This is a genomic window from Sphingomonas daechungensis (genome assembly GCF_014489495.1).
In the GTDB taxonomy this organism is placed as follows: Bacteria; Pseudomonadota; Alphaproteobacteria; order Sphingomonadales; family Sphingomonadaceae; genus Sphingomicrobium; species Sphingomicrobium daechungense.
This window is the reverse complement of record NZ_CP060781.1, coordinates 65,707-84,007: the sequence shown is the minus strand read 5'-3', so window position 1 is coordinate 84,007 and position 18,301 is coordinate 65,707. Positions and strand designations below refer to the sequence as shown.

The 18,301-nt window shown below is 59.1% G+C and carries 22 protein-coding genes; 4 read left to right on the top strand and 18 right to left on the bottom strand.

From position 1 onward, the window contains the following. Positions 1–184: 184 nt before the first annotated feature. Positions 185–688, top strand: coding sequence for a PadR family transcriptional regulator (locus tag H9L15_RS16185; RefSeq protein WP_187716036.1), 504 nt, complete (start codon positions 185–187; stop codon positions 686–688). A 114-nt stretch (positions 689–802) separates the two neighbouring features. Here H9L15_RS16185 and H9L15_RS16180 read toward each other — a convergent pair whose 3' ends face one another. From H9L15_RS16180 to H9L15_RS16155, 6 genes are all read right to left on the bottom strand, one after another. Beyond that, a complete protein-coding gene (locus H9L15_RS16180) occupies positions 803–2,218 on the bottom strand; it encodes a TonB-dependent receptor domain-containing protein (protein ID WP_187716035.1) in 1,416 nt (471 codons plus the stop codon). 403 nt (positions 2,219–2,621) lie between these two features. Continuing rightward, positions 2,622–3,059: a hypothetical protein gene (locus H9L15_RS16175; protein WP_187716034.1), complete on the bottom strand. Its 438-nt coding sequence runs from the start codon at positions 3,057–3,059 to the stop codon at positions 2,622–2,624. An 89-nt stretch (positions 3,060–3,148) separates the two neighbouring features. Further along, positions 3,149–4,192 (bottom strand): TonB-dependent receptor plug domain-containing protein, encoded by a 1,044-nt coding sequence (locus H9L15_RS16170; RefSeq protein ID WP_187716033.1) that lies wholly within the window; start codon positions 4,190–4,192, stop codon positions 3,149–3,151. Positions 4,193–4,265: 73 nt separating this feature from the next. Next, complete coding sequence (locus H9L15_RS16165; protein ID WP_187716032.1) at positions 4,266–6,065, bottom strand: TonB-dependent receptor; 1,800 nt, start codon at positions 6,063–6,065, stop codon at positions 4,266–4,268. Continuing rightward, the gene (locus H9L15_RS16160) at positions 6,062–7,432 is read right to left on the bottom strand and encodes a TonB-dependent receptor plug domain-containing protein (protein ID WP_187716031.1); all 1,371 of its coding nucleotides are present in this window, start codon (positions 7,430–7,432) and stop codon (positions 6,062–6,064) included. Before H9L15_RS16160 ends, H9L15_RS16165 begins: the two co-directional genes overlap by 4 nt. A gap of 255 nt (positions 7,433–7,687) precedes the next feature. After that, on the bottom strand, positions 7,688–8,125 hold the full coding sequence (locus tag H9L15_RS16155) for a BlaI/MecI/CopY family transcriptional regulator (RefSeq protein WP_187716030.1): 438 nt from the start codon (positions 8,123–8,125) through the stop codon (positions 7,688–7,690). Between the two features lie 335 nt (positions 8,126–8,460). On the opposite strand from H9L15_RS16155, the gene H9L15_RS16150 reads away from it, so the two are divergent. Further along, complete coding sequence (locus H9L15_RS16150; protein WP_187716029.1) at positions 8,461–9,249, top strand: hypothetical protein; 789 nt, start codon at positions 8,461–8,463, stop codon at positions 9,247–9,249. Between the two features lie 6 nt (positions 9,250–9,255). Next, complete coding sequence (locus tag H9L15_RS16145; protein ID WP_187716063.1) at positions 9,256–9,717, top strand: tyrosine-type recombinase/integrase; 462 nt, start codon at positions 9,256–9,258, stop codon at positions 9,715–9,717. Positions 9,718–9,826: 109 nt separating this feature from the next. On the opposite strand, the gene H9L15_RS16140 is transcribed toward H9L15_RS16145, so the two are convergent. The 10 genes from H9L15_RS16140 to H9L15_RS16105 form a co-directional block, all read right to left on the bottom strand. Continuing rightward, positions 9,827–10,753, bottom strand: coding sequence for an HNH endonuclease (locus H9L15_RS16140; protein WP_187716028.1), 927 nt, complete (start codon positions 10,751–10,753; stop codon positions 9,827–9,829). Positions 10,754–10,773: 20 nt separating this feature from the next. Next, the gene (locus H9L15_RS16135; protein WP_187716027.1) at positions 10,774–11,184 is read right to left on the bottom strand and encodes a (deoxy)nucleoside triphosphate pyrophosphohydrolase; all 411 of its coding nucleotides are present in this window, start codon (positions 11,182–11,184) and stop codon (positions 10,774–10,776) included. Positions 11,185–11,190: 6 nt separating this feature from the next. After that, positions 11,191–12,207, bottom strand: a complete 1,017-nt coding sequence (locus tag H9L15_RS16130) for a hypothetical protein (protein WP_187716026.1) — start codon at positions 12,205–12,207, stop codon at positions 11,191–11,193. A gap of 305 nt (positions 12,208–12,512) precedes the next feature. Continuing rightward, a complete protein-coding gene (locus H9L15_RS16125; protein WP_187716025.1) occupies positions 12,513–13,100 on the bottom strand; it encodes an ATP-binding protein in 588 nt (195 codons plus the stop codon). Between the two features lie 188 nt (positions 13,101–13,288). Continuing rightward, positions 13,289–13,591 (bottom strand): ABC-three component system middle component 5, encoded by a 303-nt coding sequence (locus H9L15_RS20685; protein ID WP_398287021.1) that lies wholly within the window; start codon positions 13,589–13,591, stop codon positions 13,289–13,291. Further along, positions 13,588–13,884: an ABC-three component system protein gene (locus H9L15_RS18225; RefSeq protein ID WP_223276754.1), complete on the bottom strand. Its 297-nt coding sequence runs from the start codon at positions 13,882–13,884 to the stop codon at positions 13,588–13,590. Before H9L15_RS18225 ends, H9L15_RS20685 begins: the two co-directional genes overlap by 4 nt. Next, on the bottom strand, positions 13,854–14,141 hold the full coding sequence (locus H9L15_RS16120) for a hypothetical protein (protein WP_187716024.1): 288 nt from the start codon (positions 14,139–14,141) through the stop codon (positions 13,854–13,856). The genes H9L15_RS18225 and H9L15_RS16120 overlap by 31 nt, the downstream gene beginning before the upstream one ends. Positions 14,142–14,145: 4 nt before the next feature. Then, positions 14,146–14,343, bottom strand: a complete 198-nt coding sequence (locus H9L15_RS16115; protein ID WP_187716023.1) for a hypothetical protein — start codon at positions 14,341–14,343, stop codon at positions 14,146–14,148. An 81-nt stretch (positions 14,344–14,424) separates the two neighbouring features. After that, entirely contained in the window at positions 14,425–15,048 is a 624-nt protein-coding gene (locus H9L15_RS16110; RefSeq protein WP_187716022.1) for a hypothetical protein, read from the bottom strand. Continuing rightward, on the bottom strand, positions 15,048–15,260 hold the full coding sequence (locus H9L15_RS16105) for a hypothetical protein (protein WP_187716021.1): 213 nt from the start codon (positions 15,258–15,260) through the stop codon (positions 15,048–15,050). Before H9L15_RS16105 ends, H9L15_RS16110 begins: the two co-directional genes overlap by 1 nt. 120 nt (positions 15,261–15,380) lie before the next feature. On the opposite strand from H9L15_RS16105, the gene H9L15_RS16100 reads away from it, so the two are divergent. Then, complete coding sequence (locus tag H9L15_RS16100; RefSeq protein ID WP_187716020.1) at positions 15,381–16,559, top strand: IS1 family transposase; 1,179 nt, start codon at positions 15,381–15,383, stop codon at positions 16,557–16,559. A gap of 15 nt (positions 16,560–16,574) precedes the next feature. Here the strand turns inward: H9L15_RS16100 and H9L15_RS16095 are convergent, their stop codons facing one another. Both H9L15_RS16095 and H9L15_RS16090 read right to left on the bottom strand, forming a co-directional pair. Further along, positions 16,575–17,093 carry a hypothetical protein gene (locus H9L15_RS16095; protein ID WP_187716019.1) on the bottom strand — a complete coding sequence of 173 codons (519 nt, stop codon included), beginning with the start codon at positions 17,091–17,093 and terminating at the stop codon, positions 16,575–16,577. An 8-nt stretch (positions 17,094–17,101) separates the two neighbouring features. Then, positions 17,102–18,136 (bottom strand): YaaC family protein, encoded by a 1,035-nt coding sequence (locus tag H9L15_RS16090; RefSeq protein WP_187716018.1) that lies wholly within the window; start codon positions 18,134–18,136, stop codon positions 17,102–17,104. Between the last annotated feature and the right edge of the window lie 165 nt (positions 18,137–18,301).

Genomic DNA, 18,301 nt, shown 5'->3' with positions numbered 1-18,301 from the left:
GCTGACTCGCCCCCGCGACTTCTACGATCGAGCATCACCATTTCGTCAACAAGCATTGCGACACTCTTGTTACATACGCTTGCCCAACGATACGCCCCTCTTTATCTCTCGGTGCAGGCTTAATTTCTAGGCGAGCGGCCGTTGTGCCAAGGGGAAGCGCGACCTGACCGATAACGAGGGCACATTGCTCTCGCTCGTGCTGCGCATTCAACCGACGACATCGTACCAGATCATCAAGATCTACTCGGACTCTCCGATCAGCAATTTCAATACGAGCAAGGGCAAGATCTACCCGCTGATCAGCCGGTTGGAAGAAGAAGGGCTGATTTCGAAGCGTCGAAAGGATGCCGATCGACGCGGAACAGAGGAGCTGAGCTGCACAGCGCTGGGCCGACGGGCAGTCAAGGACTGGGTGCTGAAGATACGCCCCGATCACCTCCTTCTGGATGATCCATTACGCACCCGTGTGCAGTCATTTGAACTGCTGAGCGCGGATGAGCGGGCGCGATGGGTTCTCAATGCGAAGGAGCAGCTTCACTCGAAGCTTGACGAACTCGAAGAGTACGGCCGGTCGGTCGAAGTGCCGTTCAAGGAGTTCGTCCACGACAGCGCCGTTCGTTCCCTGCGGTCCAGGATCGACTGGCTCGACCGAATGTACATTTTCCTGAAGAACTCCGAAGCCGCGTAGCTCTTTCGATCTTGGAGCTGAGCAGGCTCTCACGGCTCGTCTTGCCCTCCTGCCAAAGAAAAGGGCGGCGGACCGTTTGGTCCACCGCCCCAATCTTCGAGCTAGCGTTTCCGCTTAGCCGCGCTCTGGCGCCGGCGGCGGCGGCGGAGGCGGCGGCGGCGGAGCCGGGCATGCCTCGGTCGCCAGGATCACCGAGCCGTCCGGGCACGTCTGCGTGGCAGGCGGCGGCGGGGGCGGCGGCGGAGGCGGCGGCGGCGGTGCAACCGGAGCCGGAGCCGGCTTCGGCGGCAGGAAGTCGATCGTCGCGCCTACCCAGAGGAGACGGCCGAGCGCATCCCAGGTGCCCGGGTACGTGTTGCCGTTGCACGGACCAGCCGGGCAAAGGTTCGAGCCGGCACGACCTGCGTTGCCACCCGTGATGAGCGGCGGATCGTTGTCGGTCAGGTTGTTGACACCGGCACGCAGGTTGATCCGATCCATCAGCGTGTAGGTTGCCGACAGGTCGAGGTAGTTCTGCGCCTTCACGTGCAGGCCCGGATCGAAGTTGAACGCACCGTTGACGGTGTTGCTCGGATCCAGCGTTTCCGCCTTGACCTTCCCGATATGACGCCACTGCAGCGACAGCCCGAGGCCGAAGTTCGACGTCCAGGTCGTCCGCAGCTTGTGCCTCCAGGTCGGGATCGGCGCCGACGCGGCAACCGTGCCGCCGGAGCAGACCGGACCATAGCGGCCCTTACAGGAGTAAGGCTGCGACAGGCCGTTGTTGACGTCGTACTTGTCCATGTACGTCCCGACGAAGCTCCAGCCGAGCTTGCCGAGGTTGAACAGTCCATGGGAGTAGGACGCGTTCACGTCGAGGCCGGCTTCCTTGATCGTCGCCGTATTGACCGGCGTGTCGACCACGAAACCGTTCGGCGTCAGCCAGATCGAGCCGGCGGCATCGCGCTGGATGAGAGCGCAGGCCGGGGACACGAACGTCGCGGTCGTATCACCAACGCAGGTGTTGATGATCGCGTCCGCACCATAGCCCTGGATGGCGTTCTCGAGCTTGATGTTCCACCAGTCGATCGTCAGCGCGAACCTCGGGATGAAGCGCGGCTGGATGACCGTACCGATCGTCCAGGTCGTGCCCTTCTCCGGCTTGAGGTTCGGGTTGCCGCCGAGCAGGCCGTTATACTGGCCGGCCGGGTTGGCAGTCGGCGACTGGCCGACGACCAGGCCCTGCGCAAGGCAGCCATAGTCGGTCGCGGTAATGACCTTGGCGCAAGGATCGTTGGCGCCATCGAGGCCGACGAACTGCGGAGCGAACAGCTCCTGGATGTTCGGGGCACGAGCCGCACGGTTGTACGAGCCGCGGAACCGGATGTCGCTCACCGGAGCGAACTCGGCCGAGATCTTGTACGTGTCGGTGTCATAGCCACCGCCGCTGCTGATGTCGTACCACGACTTCCGGTAACCGAGGCCGATCGTGAACTCCTCGATCCCTGGTTCTGGATGATCGGGATCTGGGCTTCGCCGAACACGTCCCATACGCGGAAGTTGCCGCTGACTGGAAGCGTCGGTGCACCCTGACCCGTCAGATCGCCCGTCTGGAACGACGTGTCCGGGTTCAGCTCGAGCGATTCACGCCGGTACTCGACACCGACGTTGATGCCCACGCCATCTTCCGCCCACGGCGTCTTGATGCCGGCATCGCCAAGCAGGCCGGTGATGTCGAAGTGGCCGATCTGTTCCGACGTGATGCCCTGGATGACGCCGAAGACGTTCAGGTAGTTGATCGACGCCGCCGACGGAGCTGCGCCGAACGGATCATACGGGACGCAAGTCGGATCACTGTTGTCGAGCACCGAGCGGCAGACGATCGACGAACCGGGCGTTCCGACCGGGACGACGACGCCATTGGCATCGACGTTCACGGCGTTGAGCGCGCGGTTCAGGCGAGCGATCGAGAACTCGTTCTTGTAGACCTGCGTGTAGTTCGTGCGGCCGTACTGGAAGTAGGCGTCGTACGAGAAGATGCTCGACAGGTCGCCCTTGGTTCCAAGAACCCGCGCCACGCCTGGTGACGAAGGTCGGAAATACGCGGGCCGCCTTCCGTGTTACGACGGAGAAGCTGGAAGAACGCCTGGTTATAGGTGTTGCCGCGGGCGTCGAAGAAATTGATCGGCGCCGCACCCGGGTTCGGATTGTACGGAGCGCCGGTCGCCAGCGGGAAGTTCCCGACGAAACCGTTGATGACGTTGTTCGGATTGCCGCAGATCACCGCCAGCTGCGCAGCCGACATCAGCGGGTTGTCGCAGTTGATGGTCAGCGTGTTGCCGAAGTCGCCCGAGGGCGCGATCTGCGCCAGCGTCCGGTCGTCCATGAACATGAACTCGAGGTACGGCTTCAGCGCAGGGCTGATCTCGTAATCGGCGAACGCGCCGGCGATGTAACGCTCGTCCGGCCGCTGGAAGTAGTTCAGCGGCGCGAAGTTGTAGAGGTTCTGGGCGAACGGCGTGATCGTTCCCGGCCGAGTGCCGCAACCGTCGACGTAATGGCCGTGCCATTGGTCGTCGTGGTCGCAAAGATCACCGCAGTGCCCGGGTTCGCAGTGGCGGAACCACCGCAACGGGGAACGCCACCGCCGGTGTTCTGCAGCACGCACGCCGAAAAGTCGCGGTCGCGCTGAAGAACCGGCTTGGTGTTGCGATAGCCGAAGTAGGCAACGGCATGGCCGCGGCCGTCGTCGAAGCCGGCGCCGATGGTGACCGTGCCGTCGAACGAACGTCCGTCAGTCGTGCTGCCGGTCGGAAGCGGGAAGCCGCGAGCGTTGATGATGTCGCTCACGTGAAGGCCGCCGCTGACGCTTGGATCGTCCTGGTTGTGCTGCCAGATGCTGTAGTTGCCGTCGAAGCGGATGCCCTCGAAGCTGGTATCCATGATGAAGTTGACGACGCCTGCGACCGCGTCAGCACCGTACACGGATGATGCGCCGCCGGTCAGGACTTCCGCCCGCTTGATCAACGCTGCGGGGATGACGTTCAAGTCGGCCGACAGGTTGCTGCTGTTCGGATCGCCCGGCATCATGCGGCGGCCGTTGATCAGAACCAGCGAGCGCTTGCCGCCCAGGTAGCGAAGGTCGACTTCGGCCGTACCGGTCGCGCCGTTCGACACACCGGACGTCTGCGCGGCGCCGACGGACGGGAGCTGGTTGAGGACGTCTTCGATCCTGGATGTACCGGAGAGCTTCACGTCCTGGTCGGAAACGACCGTGACCGGTGCAGCCGATTCCAAGTTCGGCTGCGGAATGCGCGAGCCGGTAACGATAATGTCCTGTCCGGACTCAACGGCATCCCCATCGGCGGCGACCGTTGGAGTCGGCTGCGCCTCAACCGGTCCGGTTGGCTGCGAAGCCGCTGGATCCGCTGACTGCGTGTCCTGTGCCCACGCCGGCGTTGCCAGCGCAGCCGTACCGACCAGCAAGGTCGATGCGAGCAGGTTTTGACGGAAGCTCGTCTTCATTTTGGTCCCCTATTTCTCAGGTGCATTCAACTAACTGAGGGAGCCCGGGCGGATGCCCGGGCTCCCAAATTGATCAAAAGATTTTGGCTTGTGCGTTGATGAAGAACGTCCGGCCACGGAAGTCCCATCCGGACTGCAGCGGAATGTTCGCGATGGTGTTCACGAACGGATCCTCGGCAGTGATCTTCGGCGGCTTCTTGTCGAAGACGTTCCGAACACCGGCCGTCAGGCTGTAACGGTTGTTCGGCTCGTACCGAAGCGCCGCCGTGTGCAGCCAGTAGTCCTTGACCGAGAAGTCGTAGACGTTCGTTGGGAAGTCGGCCGGATCGACCAGGAAGTCGTCGTTGGTGTGGCCGATGTAATCGACACCCCAGCGAGCGTACCACGGACCCCAGTCGTATCCGACGTGACCCGTGCCGGACCACTTCGGATTGCCGATCGAACCTTCGAAGTGCGTTGCCGCGAACGCCGGATCGTTCTGGTTGACACGATCGATAATGCGAACCGCATTGATGCCGAGGTCGAGCTTGCCCGGGCCCAGCTCGCGGTCGTAGCGGAGGGTGAAATCGATACCCTTCACCATGTCCGTCGCGACGTTGATGTACGACTGGACGATCGTCAGCTGGCCGGTGCCCGATCCGGTGTACGGATCACGGGTGACGAACTGGCAATACTCAGGCCGCGTTCCGTCGTAGCAGCCACGGGCGAGGTTGCCCGCACCAAGCTGCGACACGCCGTTGTTCACCTCGATGCGGAAGTAATCGATGGCGAGCGACAGGTTGCCGAAGGCCGGACCGAAGGTCGGCTGGATCACCGTCCCGAAGGTCAGGTTCTTCGACGTCTCCGCCTCAAGACCCGAGTCCGCTCCACCACGCTGAAGAACCGTCGTGCTGCCGTTGTTGATGAAGTTGTTGGGCAACCCATCGGCAAGGCAGTTGGCGACGATCGTCTGGTTGGTGACGTTGAAGAGGCTGGTGCACGGATCGGTGCTCTGAGCCGACAGGAAGCCCGTCGTCGAACCCAGGAACTGTTCGTACAGCGCCGGAGCACGATACGAGGTGCCGTAGCTGCCGCGGAACGACAGCCAGCGAACCGGCGACCAGATACCGCCGATCTTGTAAGTCGTGTCCGAACCGTACGAATCGTAGTGGGTAAAGCGGCCCGAAGCGTTGAAGGTCAGTTCCTCGGCGAACGGAACGTTGCGCAGGACCGGGAACTCAAGCTCGGTAAATGCTTCCCACACACTGTCGGAGCCCTTGGTGATCGGCGCCGAAGTGAAGTTGTACAGGTTGTTGCGCTGCGCATCGGACGACGGGACGTCGTTGATGCTCGACTTGCGGTATTCGAAGCCGACCACAGCCTGCGCGTTGCCACCCGGAAGGCGGAACAGCGGTCCGTCGAACGTCGCGTTGAAGGTCGTTTCACGGAATGCCGTGTGACCGACGACGTCGTCAGTAATGTAGTCGAACCATGCCGCCGCGGCCGTGCGAGCCTGACCGCCGATGATCGCATTGCTGATCGCTGGCGCGGCAACGCAGCTGCCGGTTGTGTCGACGCAGACGAAACGCGCACCCGGAGTGTTCGCAATCGTCGGGACGAAGCCAACAGGCGCCGTCGGAGGAACCACGATGGTCGAGCCATCGGCGTTGACCAGGCGAACGTTCAAGCTCTGGGCGAGACGATCCGCGAGGATCTGCTCATAGCTGTAGGTGCCGTCAGCCCAGCTCTTGTTGGCGTAGAAGTCGTAACGCCACGTCGGCAGGAACGGCAGGTCGCCACGGAAGCCGGCCGAGAACTTCACGAAGTCCTGCGTCTGGCTGCTGTCGTAGATGCCGTAGTCCGCGAACACGCGAACGCCGATGGCGGAGTTCACCCGGCGCGGCTGAGTTGTGAACAGACCGCCATTGGCTGAGAGCAGCAACGGGCTGTTCGGGCATAGTCGAGCGTCAGCTGGCGCTGGCCATTCTGCTGCGACTTGCGGCGGGTGATCAGCAGTTCCGAATAGAGCTGGCCGTCACCGAAGAAGCCGGTGTCGTAGGTCGCCGAGAGATAGCCCGTGTAGTTGCGGGTCGGCGAGATGACGTCCTGCTTCAACATCGACGGCGCGAAGGTGTCGCGCGGCTGACTGGTGTTGCTACCGAAGCCACCACCCGTGGTCGGGTTGTAGATCAGGCCACCCACGCACTCGAACCCCGGAAGCGTCGATCCAGCCCCGGCGTTTGGACGCCAACGGTTACAATAGAGATAGTAGCCCGGAGGATTTGCTTCAAAGCCGGGAGCAATGTCGCTGCCCGGATTGTCGACGAAGTAGAAGCCAGTTCCGATCGTGTTGACCGTGACGCCGCCCTCTTCGAGCGGGAAACACTTGTTCGAATCGTTGAAGCCGAGCGGGCTCAGACGACGCTGCTGCGGGCAACGGGTCCAGGGCAGGTCGCCCTGCGTGATGCGGTTGCGGTCGAACACTTCGATCGAGCCGAGGATCGAGAAACGCTCGCCCGACGTGCCGGCGGTGATCGAGTAACGCTGCGACGTGCCCGCGCCGACTTCCGGCGCAGTGATGTCGGCTTCGACGGCAAGGCCGTTGAACTTGCTCAGCGTCACGATGTTGACGACGCCGGCGACGGCGTCCGAACCGTAAATCGACGACGCGCCGGTGTTCAGCACTTCGATCCGGTCGAGGATCGAGGTCGGCAGAACGTTCAAGTCGGTGGCACCGACCTGTCCGCGGGTACCGGCCGGAGCAATACGGCGGCCGTTGAGCAGGATCAGCGTACGCGTTGCACCAAGGCCGCGCAGCGACAGCGTGTTCACGCCCGGGCCGCCTTCGACGACCAGGCCGCCGAAGGTGTCGGTGATCTGGCCCGTGCCGCCGGTGACGCCGACGCTCTGAAGCACTTCAGCGGTCGAGTTGAAGCCGGCATCGACCGCGGCGTCGCGGTTGATGACGGTGACTGGGTCAGCGCTGTTGAAACGGTCGCGGCGGATGCGCGAACCAACGACAACGACGCCCTGGTCTTCAGCAGTCGTCGTGGTCGCGCCCTGGGCAATCGCTTCTCCCGCCGGAGAATCGGCGGTAGGGCAATTGGCACTCGGGTCACGCTGATCCGCAGGAGCCTGACACGGATCGCCGCCCGGAACGGCCGGCGCCGGAGTCTGCGCATTCGCAGGCGCTGCAGCAGAGAGAGCAAAAAGCGCTGCTGCCGAAACAGACGACAGCGCCAACGTCTTTGAAATTCGCATAACCCCGATTTCCCCGAAACAATTCGATATCGGGGTCCTGTAGTGCGAATCAGACCATTAATGAGAAGACAAATTTTGGTACGATACGTACTTTACCGCGCATTGTGACATCATGGTCACAGTGTTTCGGACAGGCTGATGACGCTGAATCAGCAGGCCGGAAATTGCGATTGGCAGCAGCTTCGAGCGCTTCGCGCCGGAGCGTTGGTGAAGGAGAAGGCACGACGTTCGCGGACCATGAATTCCCGCGCGAGATCAGGCCGCGATGTTGAGCCCGTCTTCGAGCTGGTGGGCTTCGGCCCCGACCTTGGATGCCTTAGCCGCTTCCTCCGCAACGCGCAGGAGCGATCCACCGAAATAGTCTCGCGCGACCTGCTGGAGCGCACGAATCCGGACAAGTTCCGGCGTGATCGCAGGTGTATAGACATAGGGAATGCGGCGATCGGTCGAGCTGTGCGAGCCGTCGATCTTGTGCCGACGCAAGATGCCTTTGGTGCACAGGCGCTGGAGCATTGCGCGCAACGCGCTGTTCGAAATCTTGCGTGGAAGCCGGGCCTCGAGGAGTTTCGCGGTCATCCCTCCTTCGAGATAAATGACGACTGCAACCTCGCGCTCGCATCGCGCGAGATTCAGCACCTGAGGCGGAATTGGCCCCAGTGCTTGTGCTCCACCCGGATTGTCACCTTTGCGCACGGCAATATCCTCAAACCTGAGCATATATTAGTGCGTTTCGTACTAACGTCAATTTCTCGTTGGTTACAACAATGCTACGCCCGGCCCCGAGAACGTCTCGCAACCGGCTTAGCCACAATTTTGATTGAGCGCTGGTGACCCCAACGGGACTCGAACCCGTGTTTTCGCCGTGAAAGCAGCGGCGACAGAGGGTGTCGCGAACAGTTGCGAACAATGATAAACATCTGCGAACACAGGATTTTTTAAGTCTCACTGCAAAACTTGTTCTTGGCCGTTCGCGGCCTTTCGGCTATGGTTTTGCAGTGAAATTGCAGTGAAAATTTTGGGGCATTCGCATGGCCAGGACCGCTCGAGACCGGAAGCTTGACAGCCGCAGCGCACGCGCCGCGCTGCCGATCCGAAACGCGCCCTATTGGTGCGCCATCTCGAAGGGCCGGACCCTTGGCTATCGCAAAGGGCGGAACGGCGGGTCCTGGGTTGCAAAGTACCGGGCGCCGGGTGGCGATCGATTTCAAATCGCGCTCGGCGACGCTGACGATCACCTCGACGATCACGCCAATGCCGTCTTGAGCTTCTCGCAAGCTCAGGAAAAGGCGCGCGAATGGTTTGGCGAGATTGAGATCAACGAAGGGCGCCGTGTCGGCCCCTACACAGTGAACGACGCTCTCGACGATTATCTGTTCGCCTTCACCGGGCGCTCAAAGGACAAGACGAGCTGGGTCGCCGATCGTTACATCCGCCCAGTGCTCGGCGACCACCAGGTCCGTACGCTGACAACAGACACGATCCTTCGGTTTCACCGCGGTCTCGCCGAAGCACCCGCCGGCTATCGGCCGACCAAGAAAGGGTTCAGGAAGATGCGACCGGTGACCGAAAGCAACGGCCGCCCTCGCCGAGCGACAGCCAACCGGATGCTGACCGTCCTTCGCGCTGCTCTTAACCGGGCATTCAACGACGGGAAGGTCGGCTCCGACCTCGCCTGGCGCCGAGTGAAGCCGTTTCCGAAGGTCGATGCTCCCCGGATCCGATACCTGAATCCCACAGAGGCGATACGTGTCGTCAACGCGGCGTCCCCGACCTTCAGGCCGATGATCCAGGCCGCGCTCCTGACGGGCGGCCGCTAGTCCGAAATTCACAAGATCCGGGCGATTGACGTCGATCTTACCGCGGGCGCGATTCACTTCCCGGACACCAAGTCCGGCAAGCCGCGCTGGGTCCACCTGACCGACGAGGGCATCGAGTTTTTTCGGCGTCACTGCTTGGCGAAGAAACCGGATGACGTCCTGTTCACCAATGAGAATGGGCGCCAGTACGGCGCAAGTCATCAAGTCCGCCCGATGAAGGAGGCGATTACCGCGGCTGGACTCGAAGGGGTTGGCTTCCACATTCTACGCCACACCTACGCGTCCCGCTTGGCGATGGCAGGCGTGCCTATTGCGGTCATTGCAGAAGCGCTGGGTCACGCCGACGAACGGATCACACGCCGCCACTATGCGCACCTGTCGCCATCCTATGTGCGCGACGCAATCCGAGCGGGGCTTGGCCGAATGGGCATATTCGAAAGCGACAACGTCGCTCCGCTTGTCGCGTAAAGCTCGGAATTAAAAGGTGGTGCCGGATTTTCGCGTCCGACGTCACGGAAACTCAACAATGCAGCATTTCGAGTTAGTTTGAGTTGACATCCGCATCGCCGAGGTGCCGCTAGCCAGGCTTAAAGAGGTGCTTCCGATGGTATGCCAGATAGCTGCTCTGCTTCGATGAGAAGGTTCCTACGTTAGCGACGGCGTGGAGCCCCCAGGCAGGCCAGATATCCGCAGCAACCAATCGGGATCGCAATACAGTCCCATCATCATCGAAGCTGATCAGCCCGCGGTCAAAAAGGCGATCGACGTGTGGGGACAGCAGCAGGCCATTACACCCATCTAGCTTTTCAAAGTCTGACGATTTCGACCAGGGTTTGATGTGACTCGCGATCAAGAGCGTCTGATCGGTGATGCCGGTCAACCGGCATCTCTTCTCGTTCAATCGAACGTTCGCCTTGAAGATTCCTTGTCCTCGTCGCGCCTGTACAAGTTGCCTCTTTTGGGTCTCCCCGATGTCGGTCCTACCTTCGAGCGCAACCTCTTCCCGGTCGTCGTCCGCATCTCCAATGTTCACCTCATTTGCGACGACGGCCTCCAAAGTTGTGCCCATTCGGCCCAATATAACCCGCACGAAGCCCTCGGAGACCTCGGCGAGATATACGCCTTGGTTTCCGTCGCCAGATCGTTGGAGAGGATCATATTTCCCTCGGAGGTGAGGCAGGAGATCAGCAATGAAATCCTTCGGACGGACAGGGTCGCTCACCACCTCAAATTCAGCCGGCACGAACCAGCCTTCTTTTTCCCAGTAGGCTCCGGCGCTGCCGAAATCGGGTTTGTCCGCAGACACTGCCGGACCTGTCGCGATGCCGATCGCTTTGATCCGGGTATCGCAAAACGACAGTATGAGGTCTCCGGGCGCGACCTCAGTCATGTTCACATAGAACTGGTTTCGGGAGCCGTTTCGATTGACCTTCGGAGACCACAGGAAGCCTCCTGGCACCTCGTGTTTATATGTCTGATTTTGATTGACCCACCAATAACGCATCGCCGACCCCCAACTCTGCACTAACTAAACCTTCGACTGATCTCCTCAGCGATCGGAATATCGGCTGGCGCGAGTTCCGCTGTAAGCAAATCGATTGGTGCGAGCCATTGGACCTCGTCGTGAACGGTCAAGAACACGTCACGTTTGGCTGCCTCCGCTACCACTGCGATCAAATTTATTGCACCGCCGGGATACCTAAAAAGCGATTCAATGAGTGTCGGACCCGGCTCTACTGCCAGCGACAATTCCTCATCTAACTCCCGTACAACGCAGGATTGCGGAGTTTCGCCAGGTTCCAGCTTTCCGCCCGGAAATTCCCACAGTCCTTCAAGGTTCTGACCGGGAGCGCGACGAGCAACCAACACGCAACCCTCATGGAAAACAATCGCGGCGGCGACCTGTTTGACGTTTCCGTGCCGATGCCGCGACATCTCTGATCAGCCAGCGATCAACAACGTTCGTGTGTCGTGGGTCGATCTGCGACCTACGACGAACTCGTCAGTATCCAACGCGGGATTGATCATGGCCGTCGCGAAGATGACCTGGTGGTCGGCTTCGATACTCGACGATCTGTCGACCAAGAGTTGCTGGAAGTTTTGGCTCCTCGCTGGTTCCATACCCTTGTCCTCGATGGTGTCCAGAATGAGGAATCGAAGGTGACGGAACTGGCCGTCCCGAGCGGCAGAAAATAGGAATGCCGCGAGGAATGAGTTTTTCAGGTAGACCTTGGAAGATGCCGAAAAGTAGCTTTCCCCATCAACTGAGATTTTGTCTTCCCCGAAACTGAACGTGACGGTTTCGGCGTTCTGGAAAGAGTCCTGCCTCGGCAGATCATGGTGCAGGAAATGTACCGTCTCCGTTGCCACTTCCGAATATGCTTTTGCCAACCTCTGGGCCTCGGAAGCCTTCAATCGCTGGTTCGTATCGACCAGCTCGGTAATGTTGGCTGCCAATTCTGCCTTCTGGCGCGACATTTCGTCTAAGCGACCGATCAGCGCAGCCTTTTCATCTACTCCTTCGAGCTCGCGCTTTAGATATCCAAATCGCTCATTCAGAGCCCTGAGCCGATCCTTGTCTTCGGACATTGGGGACCGGCGAACTCGTGTCAGCTCGCTCTTGGCCGCATCCCACTTCGCTCTGAGTTCTGACTTCCGCTGAGCGACTTCCTCAAGAGCCTTTGAACGATCGCCCTGCAACGCCTTCGACTGTTTCACCTGAACGATCATGTCGCTGATTTGGCTGACCATTCTCTTGCGAAGGCGTTCCTCATCGAATGGCTCTTTGCAGAGCCGGCACGCATGCGGATTATTTTCGGCCGCGAGTGGCGCGAAACAGACCGGACACCACTCGTATTGAACCTCCGAGATTGTTGCCGCGACGGTCGAGGAGTTCTGAAGTGCCTGAACTTTCCTCTCCAAGGTCGTGATGAAAACCTCGGAATCGGCGAAGTCCAATCGCAGCGCTTGTTCTCGATCTTCTAGCTCTGACAGCTCTGCTTGCAGCCGCTGTACTTCTGTAAATGCGCGCTCCTGAGGCGCGAGGCTAAGATCGCTCGAAGCTTCTCCTAGATAAGCTCGCTCCTCAGTCTTCGCGATCTCTACGCTTACTGCTTCCAGCTCAGCTTCGACCTTACGCCTTTCTTCGTCCAGCCAATTCAGTGTTAGACTATGTTCAACTCCCGATAGGAGAGCGTAAATCGTTCGCAGTGAAGCATCTATGCTTTGAAGTTCCTTCTCCAGTTCACGTATGCGAAGCTGATTTAGATATATATCAGCATCGTATGCCCGAAGAGGAGTCTACCTACGGCTTCCCTAAGTGCTGGAGTATCAAACCTCTCTTCTCTGAATATCTTTTCGACTGGGCTCAGCTGATCAGAGTAGAGAAGTCTGAGAATTTGGTGGAGGGTCAACTTCCCCGACGCCTCTGTCTCAAGCTCAGGAACATTCAACAAGTGGAATACAGCTTGGGAAAAACTCTCCTTCGACTGAGACGTCCTGTAGGGGTACCTCGTCCAAGCAGCGGTCGGCGCTTGCTCAGACTGGGCCAAATCCCCGATGAAGATGTCCATCGGCTGACCGCTTTGCTCTGAAATCGCTCTCGAAAGGGTGACGATACTGCCGTTCAGCGACACCTCAACCGCAACCCGGTCACACAGCTTCGCGTGCTCGCTCCAGGTCGAGATGTCTGCGCCCAGCCCGTACGCAAGCAAGTTTAGAATGGTCGATTTGCCTGAGCTGTTCTCACCGCTGATGATATTCACGCCCTTGTGAAATGACGCACGATAGGCGTGTTGAGCGCCGCGATAGATCGCCAGCTCACGGACCAGCAGCGTCGGCTCAAACAACATCGTATCGAAACTCCGCCAAACCAGACCGATCTTTCAGCCCGTTTGCGCCCTGAGTCGGAAACGCTGCCCCAGGGCTTTCAACGTATCCATCAGGGAGCGCTCGTTCTCGTTCTGTTCCTCACAGAGGTCAAGTAGCGGAGCCGGTACACGGTCGCGGCTGAGCCGCAGCTTTTCGCCGTCGGCGTTGGCTAATCCTTTCGCGAGGAGCGTCTGGCTCGCTGCCGTCTGAGCTTCCGCCATTCGTGCAAAGAGAGGCCGGCTGGCTGGGAGCGTGTCATAGGGAAATCGCGGTTCAATGGGGTTCGTTTCACCAACGATCGCAGAGCTGGCGTCAGGCGAGCGCTCTCAATCCGTTCGGGAAAAAGAAGGAAAAAATCGAGAATGCGTAGTGCCATCGGATCCAAGCCGTCTGGACATGCGAGCAGAATCCGAACCGACCTCAGGAACGCGTGGTACGCATCGAATGCGGGATGATAAACGAGCTGAGTCATGCGTGCCACCGGACGTAGCATCGCTCTGCAAGCCAGTACGTCATGCCCAGAACCAAGCCATGATTTAGTGCGAAAGCGCCGAGGCCATACTCTTCGACGACCTTCTGGATGATTTGACCACTGATGATCTGATCCAGCTTGGTGACAGTGGCCTCACCGCAGACCGGATGCACGTGTGCTTCAAACTCGCAGTGGATTCGGTGCAAACACAGCGCCAATAGCTCCTGTGCCGCTCCGTAGAGCGAGTACTTCGTCAGGAATTTTACGAAGAGTTCCTTGTGCCTGATCGCCAAGGGAATTTTGTCGGGCCGCCGCACTTCTCAAGCTTGGCTTCCAGTCCGATGACACCGTCAGGCGCATAAGGTTCTTCGAAGAAGGCGAGATTGTCGATCCACTGCTGCTGAATCTCGTCCTTTTCCATCTCCTTGGTGAGGCGCTCAACAAGCTCACGAACTTGTTGATGCTTTATCATATGGACGTTCGTGATCTTGTCGCGGCCAACGATGTCGCCGCCGGCGTTCGCGCCGCCCTGATTGACGCTGTCCGACACTGACTTAGTCGTTGATCCGAGTGACCTTATCTCGGCCGACGATATCGCCGCCGGCCTTGGCCTTTGTCTGATCCACATAGTTGCTGCGGCCAGACTGGCGGTGCGAACGGAAGCGTAACGCGAAACCGCCGCCGATGATGGCAAGCACTGCTGCCAAGATGGCTGCCCAATGCTCGGACACGAACTTCGTAACTTGGTCCATTTAGCCTCCCCCGAGCCAGGCGGGTATGGCTGTTTAGTTCAACAATCACAAGCGCTTCCCAAGCAGCTACTAATTGAGCGCTCAGCTATCATTTGAGCCAATACCCGTAAGACGCCGAACGGTGCGTTGGCCCGGACGTTGAGGAAACTCGACGGTGATGATCGGCTTGCGTCCGCGTTCGACTAAGCGCGCACCGATCAAGGCGAGATTAAAGACGACGTTCAGTTCTTCAGTGTCAGCGATGAGGTGATACGGATCGTCAACGATCCGCGCTTGGTGCCACTCATCTAGGACCAGGTAGTGTGAAGCCGTTGGGCAACCAACGAGGAGGCTCCCAAGCTGACCGCTGTCCTCCGCGAAGGTGGTGAGGAACTCATCGACTTCATCTGCCGGTCCGATCACTTCACACCCTCCGTGAGTGAAGACCGCGTGTAACATCGCGGCGGAGGCGGCAGCCGAGAGGTCCAATTGCACTTCGCTTGGGGGAATTCCGACTTTGCTTAGCGCGTAGCGAAAAGTCGTCTCGATCGCTTCGGCGATGCTGAAGCGCGCGTGCCCCGCGCTGCGAGTCGGCAGCTGGCCCCGTCGTCTCCACACGCGCTGCATGTCTGTGCTGAGCGCGCTGATGCGAGCCAGTTCGCCGGGCGTATATTCGGCCTTGGTGAGTGTCGCGCGGGCCAACCGATCTTGAAGCGCAGCGCTCATCAGTCGGACTCCACAATCATCTGGATTCGGGAAAGCGGGATGAGTGCCGATCTGTTTGAGCAGACGCCAAACTCGTCGGGGACGTCGATCAACTCGCCTGCGACAAACCTGCCTGACCCGACAAGCCGTTCAACTTCGTTCACGGATGCAGCAGCCATCTCGACCGGCAGGCCGCTCGGATGTCCCGTCAGATAAATTGTGAATCGTCCCATTTCGAACCTCTATTCTTGTTTTGTTCTGTCGATTCGCAAAACACGAGTAAACCGTGAGTGTTGACCCGGTTTGGAACTGTTGTCAAAGAGCCTGTGAGTTCAACAGGGCACGGAGAGGTGGTGAACAGATTATCGGTTGGTGAACGGGCATTGATTTTGCACTCGCTGTGCGAGGGCATGTCCATGCGCTCGTGCGAGCGAGTTTTTAGGAAGCCGTTTGGGACGATCAGTCGGATTGTGCGTGAGGTTGGGGACTGGGCAATCGACCATCAACGAAACCTCGCGCCCGTCACGTGCGATCGTATCCAGGTCGATGAGCTTTGGTCATTTGTCGGCGAAAACGATCGTCGTTCAGCCCTTAAGAGGGGCGATGGCGGGGTCAGCTGGGTCTATCTTGGAGTAGATCGCCGCACGAGCCTCGTAATCACCTACCACATCGGCCTTCGTGGCAAGGTCGATGCGACGAAGTTCTTTCGGAAGCTCGATAACAGTCTCGCAAAGGACGCTTCAGGAGATTTCATTTGTCGGCCGACAATCGCGTCGGACGGAATGAAAGCGTACCGTGACGCGGCGGAGATCGTTTTCGCGGATCGAGTGAATTTCGGTCAGTATTCGAAAATCTACACCGACACTGATGATAACGAGGAGCCCACGCCGAGAAGCAAGTTCGCAGGCGCGCATCGGCTGATTGTTATCGGCCAACCCGCTTTGGAAGACATCACGACCTGGCGAGTGGAACGAGAGAACGGCTTCGTTCGGCAGTCAAACCGCCGCCTCACACGTAAGACGAACGCATTCTCCAAGGCTTTGGAATATCACGAGCGCCAGCTCGCAATTTCCATCATGTTTCGGAACTACTGCTGGATTCCCCGGCCGAAGCGTCCGACCGATGGATCATCCAGTTGGGTCAAGCGGGTTCCCGCAGCAATTGAGTGTGGCCTGACTGATCGTGTCTGGACTCCGGAAGACATGATTGTCGCCGCCGATGAGTTCATTGCTCGCCAGGGGAAGAGCGAACCGTCGCTGGAACAGCCGACGGCGCGCGATCAGGAAAAGCGCTTTTGGGTGGTCCATCAGCCGTACCACCAGAAAGCCATGATCCACAAAGCTGAATGTTCATCCTGCAAAGGCGGTTTGGGCAGGATGGATGGAAGCTCGAAGATAACCTTTTGGTGCGGCCTTCCTACTCTTGAGGAGGCAACTGCTCTCGCTGCGGAGAAGGAACCCGACGAACACAAAATCTGTAAGAAGTGCCTCGGGCAATACAACACGCTGACCCGCTATGGCCGCAGGCTTTGATGTGGGCAGGCGCAATCAACCCTGATCGTAAAGTTCGACGGCCTCTACAGCGGCCCTGATCGCGTCAGATTGTTCCGCGTACTCGATGGTCCGCCGGATTGAGGGTACTCCGAGCGCCATCAATGTCACGATGCCCGCGCCAACCTGTAGATGGTGCTCACTGTGATCAGGGTTGCGATAGCGGCGGCTGGGTACTCGGTTGTTCGCATAGTCGCCGATTAGAAGGATGATCGGAGTGTCAGAATTGTCGGCAAGCTGGAGTTCAATGCCCATCCCAGTGGACGGGAAGCTCGCGTCCGCCACCACGATGTCCGATTCCTCGACCATCCGACGATCCCAATCGTAACAAAGCGCCGGCTGCTCGTTTTGAGGCTTGGTCTCTAACTGCGGATCACTATCGACCAGAGCGTACCTCACTTGTTCGACGGAGGCGCTTGCTTGAAGCGCCGAGGCGAGAGCATGGATGTAGCCGACGTACCGTTCGAAATGCTCGGCCGGAACATGTGTCAGCCCGCACGCAACATAGACCTTCATATGCCCAGCTATACGGGTAGTCGCACGTTGGGCACTAGTATCTGGTAGCCCGTCATTTCCGCGGCGACTTCATCGATAAACTGCGGCGGCGACATCTGGATGAATTCCGTCAGGAGCCAGTTCCGTTGCCCGTTAAGCAAAGAATTCAAGTGAGCTGGGTGGTATCTGCTGAGTTCGCTCAACCTGTGCATCGCCGCCAGCGTGATGGTCAGCTGTTCGCGCGCGATGTCGGACGGCGTATCAACTTTGAGATACCAAAGGGTTGAGGCTCCTTTGATGTACTTGAGGCGACCCCTAACGATGCGATTTAGATCGCGGAGATGGCCTAGATCGGCGGTTTGAGGATTGGTCGCGGTGGTGGTTACCACAAAGTCCACGGACTGGATTACTCGTTTCACGCCACGCGGATAATGTAAGAAATTCGCGGGCAGATACCGCCGGTAAGCCTCCCAATCGACATCGTTGGCAACGTACGCCTCGAATCTGGTTTCTCCTGTGATGTCGTCACGGGTGAAAACAGGTTCCACGAGCGGCAGGAAGATGTCCCTGCGGGTGGGATATGTGAGGCAATACGTCCGGTGAATATGGACGAGATTGTATAGGAGCTCCTCCAAGCTGTGGACCTGTCGGGTCTCTGTCTCACCGAAGTAGGTTGAGAGCGCGGGAAGCACGCCGCTGTTGAAAATCCGAATGCCTTCATTGCTCAGTACGATCTTGCCGCCAGGCCGACGCATATTGCGGCTACCAACCCCGTGTTTTGGTGCAAAGGTGATGCCGCGAGCAGTCAACAGCGCCTTTATGGCATTCATGAACGAGTAGTAGAGAACAACCGGCTTGGCCTCGATCGGCAGTGACTCGGCGCTTCGGTAGAACGACGCCGACTGACGCCAGAAAAACAAAGCGTCATCTGCGTGCTCACGGCGCAGCCAAAGGTCCACGTACACGAACGGGTCATTCGTGAGCACGTTCGGCATGTCGAAGCGTGCAGTGACGATCGCCTTATGCGGCCGGAGTTTTTTCTGATCGAGCCGAACCTCTGTCACGGCCGCGGTTTAGAGCACAGCTGTTGAGAAGCAATCAAACTGCCGTGGCGTGAAGTTCCACGAGCTTTTCCACGTCGATGTTAAGTCTCCGTGACACGCTTCTGAAAATCAGTCACCACCAATTAAAACCAAAACTTGACATTTGTTCACCTTTTGTGCTAAGCC

Excerpts from the sequence above, each read along its gene's own strand:
- H9L15_RS16105 (WP_187716021.1), bottom strand. The coding sequence starts at position 15,260 with ATGGGACGATTCACAATTTATCTGACGGGACATCCGAGCGGCCTGCCG.
- H9L15_RS16180 (WP_187716035.1), bottom strand. The coding sequence starts at position 2,218 with ATGGGACGTGTTCGGCGAAGCCCAGATCCCGATCATCCAGAACCAGGG.
- H9L15_RS16150 (WP_187716029.1), top strand. The coding sequence starts at position 8,461 with ATGGCCAGGACCGCTCGAGACCGGAAGCTTGACAGCCGCAGCGCACGC.
- H9L15_RS16110 (WP_187716022.1), bottom strand. The coding sequence starts at position 15,048 with ATGAGCGCTGCGCTTCAAGATCGGTTGGCCCGCGCGACACTCACCAAG.
- H9L15_RS16125 (WP_187716025.1), bottom strand. The coding sequence starts at position 13,100 with ATGTTGTTTGAGCCGACGCTGCTGGTCCGTGAGCTGGCGATCTATCGC.
- H9L15_RS16170 (WP_187716033.1), bottom strand. The coding sequence starts at position 4,192 with ATGAAGACGAGCTTCCGTCAAAACCTGCTCGCATCGACCTTGCTGGTC.
- H9L15_RS20685 (WP_398287021.1), bottom strand. The coding sequence starts at position 13,591 with ATGACTCAGCTCGTTTATCATCCCGCATTCGATGCGTACCACGCGTTC.
- H9L15_RS16175 (WP_187716034.1), bottom strand. The coding sequence starts at position 3,059 with ATGTTCATGGACGACCGGACGCTGGCGCAGATCGCGCCCTCGGGCGAC.
- H9L15_RS16095 (WP_187716019.1), bottom strand. The coding sequence starts at position 17,093 with ATGAAGGTCTATGTTGCGTGCGGGCTGACACATGTTCCGGCCGAGCAT.
- H9L15_RS16140 (WP_187716028.1), bottom strand. The coding sequence starts at position 10,753 with ATGCGTTATTGGTGGGTCAATCAAAATCAGACATATAAACACGAGGTG.
- H9L15_RS16115 (WP_187716023.1), bottom strand. The coding sequence starts at position 14,343 with ATGGACCAAGTTACGAAGTTCGTGTCCGAGCATTGGGCAGCCATCTTG.
- H9L15_RS16160 (WP_187716031.1), bottom strand. The coding sequence starts at position 7,432 with ATGCGAATTTCAAAGACGTTGGCGCTGTCGTCTGTTTCGGCAGCAGCG.
- H9L15_RS16135 (WP_187716027.1), bottom strand. The coding sequence starts at position 11,184 with ATGTCGCGGCATCGGCACGGAAACGTCAAACAGGTCGCCGCCGCGATT.